The sequence below is a fragment of the Thalassobellus citreus genome, from assembly GCF_044385915.1.
GTDB classification, from domain to species: domain Bacteria; phylum Bacteroidota; class Bacteroidia; order Flavobacteriales; family Flavobacteriaceae; genus Thalassobellus; species Thalassobellus citreus.
The window spans coordinates 1-4001 of record NZ_JBISCC010000067.1; the positions used below are offsets into that span (position 1 = coordinate 1).

A 4001-nucleotide genomic window follows, 5' to 3' on the forward strand; every position below is an offset into this window, starting at 1 on the left:
GCTTTAAAACCAGAATAGTGTCTAAAATAACCGCGTTGACAACTATTCAGTACATCAACAAGTTTATATTTGGAAGAAATATAAATAATATTAAAATCAGCATTATTTAAAATGCACAACGGTTTTTTATTAATGTTTATAGCACTTAACAGATTAGTTAATTTGTTCATTTTCGCAAAATCTTCATTAAGTCATATTCATTCCTTACCTCAAATCTTTTCTTAATTCAGCTGCACTAACTAATCGGTTATTTAGACTTTGGTTTTAAAATTTTACAATCTCTTTTTTTTTTATATTTTGTTATGCTTTTAGTTGTGTCTTGGACTTTCAGAAAAAGATACAGAACTAATCTTAAGTCCGATTATTAATGAAACAATATCAGTGTTATTAATGGTGTATTTATTATACACTAAAACCTCTTAGCACTTTTATCGAAGTAGAATGTCTTTCTTATTGTTCTTTAAGTTTTTCAGGATATATCTTCGCCATATCTACTCTTCCATATCCAAAAGGATAACTCTTGTATTGATTATCAGCTCCTGATATCATTTTATTAATCACAGCCGCTCCAGTCAAACTTGGATTCTCAGACCAAATTAATGCTGCCATACCAGCAGTTGAAGAAGTCGATTCGGATGAAGACCCTTTATGTCCCCAAAATTCTACAACAAAATCAGCAACACCAAAACATGAACGACACCAATCTGCATTGTTCAAATTTTCAGAGTTAGTTACTCCAGTAACAGAATAAGTGTTTTTGTAACGAGCGGGGAAACATGTAAGCCAGTCACCTATTAAATTACCTATTTTAGGAAAAGTTCCTGCAGCACAAAAAATTAATTTTCCTTTTTGGTGACATTTATCAATTGCTCTACTCATTGCTCTAGACCCAATTATTCCTCCTTGTGACATAGATATTATCTTAACAGAAGAGACAGTAGATAAATACTCAAAAGCTTTTATCACCCCCTTTTTATTAGGAGGCCAATCTATAAATACATAATTTGAACTTCTTACAGATATTAAATCTGCATTATATGCAATACCTGTTGTGCTTTTTCCAGAAGGGCCAGCTGCAATAGTTGCCATATTTGTGCCGTGTCTATATGTACTATTCTTTTTTATTGCCCAATTACCGTCATATTTAGCATTGCTTTTCCACCATTTTCTTTTGTATGTTCCTGTTTTTTCGAAAGTTCTGCTATGACTATTGTCTCCATTGGGGTCTCCATTTTCTCCAAATAATTTATCCTCCCTAACCATGCCATTATCGATAATAGCAATTTTTACTTTTTCTCCAGACAATCCTTCCTCCCAAGCATAAGAAATGTTATGACTATTAAATACTCCTTTAAGATAAGGTGTTTTTTGTAAAAATTTGATATCACTCAATTTTCTAATAGGTTCAGTTTCAAAACTAGCATACTCTTCCTCAGTATACATAGAGTATTCGGGTTCAATGAACTCTACTTTCTCCATCTTCATTAGCTCTAAAAATGTTTCTTTCTTTAATATTTTTACTGTTAAATACTTTAAGTTATCATTTATTTCAAAAACAACATCTTTTATTGGTTTTTTTTCTGAGGTAACTATGAAATCTATAATTTCTTTTTTTTCTGCATCATTATTAGATTCAAAATTCAAAAGAACAGTAATTAAATTATTTTCAGATAATTTTACTGCAGACCAAAGCTCTTCTTCATTAAGGTCACTCCAGTCAACCTTTCCTTTTTCTATAAAAATATCTAAAATTTTCTTGTTTATTTCCTCCTTAGAAAATATTTCCCCTTGAAACAAGGTGTTTTCTTGCTTGATAAATTCCTCTTTTTGACATGCGTAAAACACAAGTAAAAAAGAAATAATAATAATACGATATTTTTTCATTTTACTAATATACTCCTTTTTAACAACTCTAGCACTTTCAGCGTAAAAAATCTGCCCAGCGGCGAGCGACAAACATTATCACATAAACCCCATTGTTGAGATAATAATTTCATTTCTTCAGACAACTTTTTAAATTCATCTGATAGTTCTTTATAGTTTAGATCCTTTCCGTATGCATCAAAAATAACATCGTGAAAACAGTCTAATTCTGATTTACACTCATTACATATATAGTCTTTAAAATTTCCAATATTTGAGCAATTATTTGATAAAGGAGAATTACATATTTTAAAAGATTTTGATGATGCCCCACCAAAATATGCAATTTTTTTATTTTCGTTATTTGAAAAATAACTCATTCCTGTGCCTTTTTTTTCTTCGCTCATATCTGATCGGTTATTTATACTTTTAATTATTAGTTATCTTATTCATTTTCGGTAAATCATCGTTAAGTTCCTTCGTCCTTACCTCAAATCTTATCTTAATTCATTATCACTAACTAATCGGTTGTTTAGATTTTGCTATACTTCTTTGAAACTTAAAACTACATCTAATAATTTAGTATAAAATTCTTTTGTTCCCCAAAAGTGTTTATTACCAAAACTATCATTATCTGATTTATGAAAATAATTTATTATTTCTTGACACAATTCTTCAGCATCTTTTGTTTTTATATAATAAAACCCGTTGTGCATTATGATTTAAAAGAAAAAAGTTGTCCATATTACTGATAATCAGTAAATTGTTTTAGCGATAAAACATTAAACATGAACAACTTAAATGCAAATTACGAAAGAATATTGGAAGTATTAAGAAAAATATCAAAAGAACAACTTTTAAGCTATCAAAGGCGAGAACCCAAGTTTAGTGATCTGGAACTTATTAGTTTGAGCTTGACTGCTGAGTTTATGGGGATAGACAGTGAAAATGACTTGTTCAGAAAGCTTCCAAAAACGATATTGACAAAAATAGAACGAAGCGTATATAATAGAAGAAGACGAAAATTAGCTGATAACCTCAATAATATTCGGTTAAAGTTAGCTTCTCATTTTAATGAGTTTGAAGATTATTTTATTGTAGATAGCATGCCCTTAGAGGTTTGTAAATTATAACGAAGCTCTCGTTCGAAGATTTGTAAAGAAGATGATTATGCATTTCCAGATAAAGGCTATTGTGCAGCACAGAGTTCTAATTATTACGGTTATAAACTACACGCTGTTTGTTCTGTAAATGGTGTTTTTCAAAGTATTGATTTGAGTCCTGCTTCTGTACACGACATCAATTACCTTAAGGATATTAAGATGCAAATAAGCGATTGTACATTAATTGTAGATAGAGGCTATCTATCAACACAAATACAGCTCAACTTATTTGAAACCTGTAATATAGCACTCAATACGCCTATGAGAAGGAATCAAAAAGATTACAAAAAACAACCTTATTTATTCAGGAAAAAGAGGAAAAGAATAGAGACACTATTTTCACAACTATGTGACCAATTTATGATAAAACGTAATTATGCTAAGTCTTTTCAAGGCTTTAAAACCAGAATAGTGTCTAAAATAACCGCGTTGACAACTATTCAGTACATCAACAAGTTTATATTTGGAAGAAATATAAATAATATTAAAATCAGCATTATTTAAAATGCACAACGGGTTATTATTATTATTATTATTATTATTATTATTATTATTATTATTATTATTATTATATAAAGATAAAGAGAAACAACATCACAAATTAACTAAAAGTATTAACTGGCAAGTACAACAAATAAGTGTTTATAACGAAAAACTGAATTGTTTTAAGCCTGAAAATACACGTTAATTAATTTCGCTTATTTAAAATGATGCATACTTAATGCCAAAAACGATGGTTTATTAGAACATCTAGTTTTTTTTTTTAACCGCCACAGGCGGTTATTATTTAAGTCCTGCCACCCTTAAGGGATGGCAGGATAAAGTACCAAAGGAAACAAATAAACACAAAGTATCAATCCTTTATGCAACGAACGCTAAGACCATAAGAAAGTTCCATATGAAAAACGCCGCTATCATCTAGTGGAAAGACCTGCATAGTATCTGCACCTACAAAACTACCACTACTATTATACG

General features: G+C 29.8%; 3 protein-coding genes and 2 pseudogenes. 2 read left to right on the forward strand and 3 right to left on the reverse strand.

What is annotated here, in order from left to right; all coding sequences use genetic code 11:
* A pseudogene (locus ACH5TX_RS00365) lies at positions 1-110 on the forward strand (IS982 family transposase); the annotation flags it as partial.
* 340 nt (positions 111-450) lie between these two features.
* Here ACH5TX_RS00365 and ACH5TX_RS00370 read toward each other — a convergent pair.
* The 3 genes from ACH5TX_RS00370 to ACH5TX_RS00380 form a co-directional block, all read right to left on the reverse strand.
* Positions 451-1884: a S8 family peptidase gene (locus ACH5TX_RS00370; protein ID WP_439337579.1), complete on the reverse strand. Its 1434-nt coding sequence runs from the start codon at positions 1882-1884 to the stop codon at positions 451-453.
* The gene (locus ACH5TX_RS00375) at positions 1881-2270 is read right to left on the reverse strand and encodes a hypothetical protein (RefSeq protein ID WP_439337580.1); all 390 of its coding nucleotides are present in this window, start codon (positions 2268-2270) and stop codon (positions 1881-1883) included. Before ACH5TX_RS00375 ends, ACH5TX_RS00370 begins: the two co-directional genes overlap by 4 nt.
* Positions 2271-2405: 135 nt before the next feature.
* The gene (locus ACH5TX_RS00380; protein ID WP_439337581.1) at positions 2406-2579 is read right to left on the reverse strand and encodes a hypothetical protein; all 174 of its coding nucleotides are present in this window, start codon (positions 2577-2579) and stop codon (positions 2406-2408) included.
* 72 nt (positions 2580-2651) lie between these two features.
* Here ACH5TX_RS00380 and ACH5TX_RS00385 point away from each other — a divergent pair.
* Positions 2652-3530 (forward strand): annotated as a pseudogene (locus ACH5TX_RS00385) (IS982 family transposase).
* Positions 3531-4001 lie beyond the last annotated feature (471 nt).

Bases quoted from the DNA above. Each gene is read 5' to 3' on its own strand.
- ACH5TX_RS00370 (WP_439337579.1), bottom strand. From the start codon at position 1,884: ATGAAAAAATATCGTATTATTATTATTTCTTTTTTACTTGTGTTTTAC.
- ACH5TX_RS00375 (WP_439337580.1), bottom strand. From the start codon at position 2,270: ATGAGCGAAGAAAAAAAAGGCACAGGAATGAGTTATTTTTCAAATAAC.
- ACH5TX_RS00380 (WP_439337581.1), bottom strand. From the start codon at position 2,579: ATGCACAACGGGTTTTATTATATAAAAACAAAAGATGCTGAAGAATTG.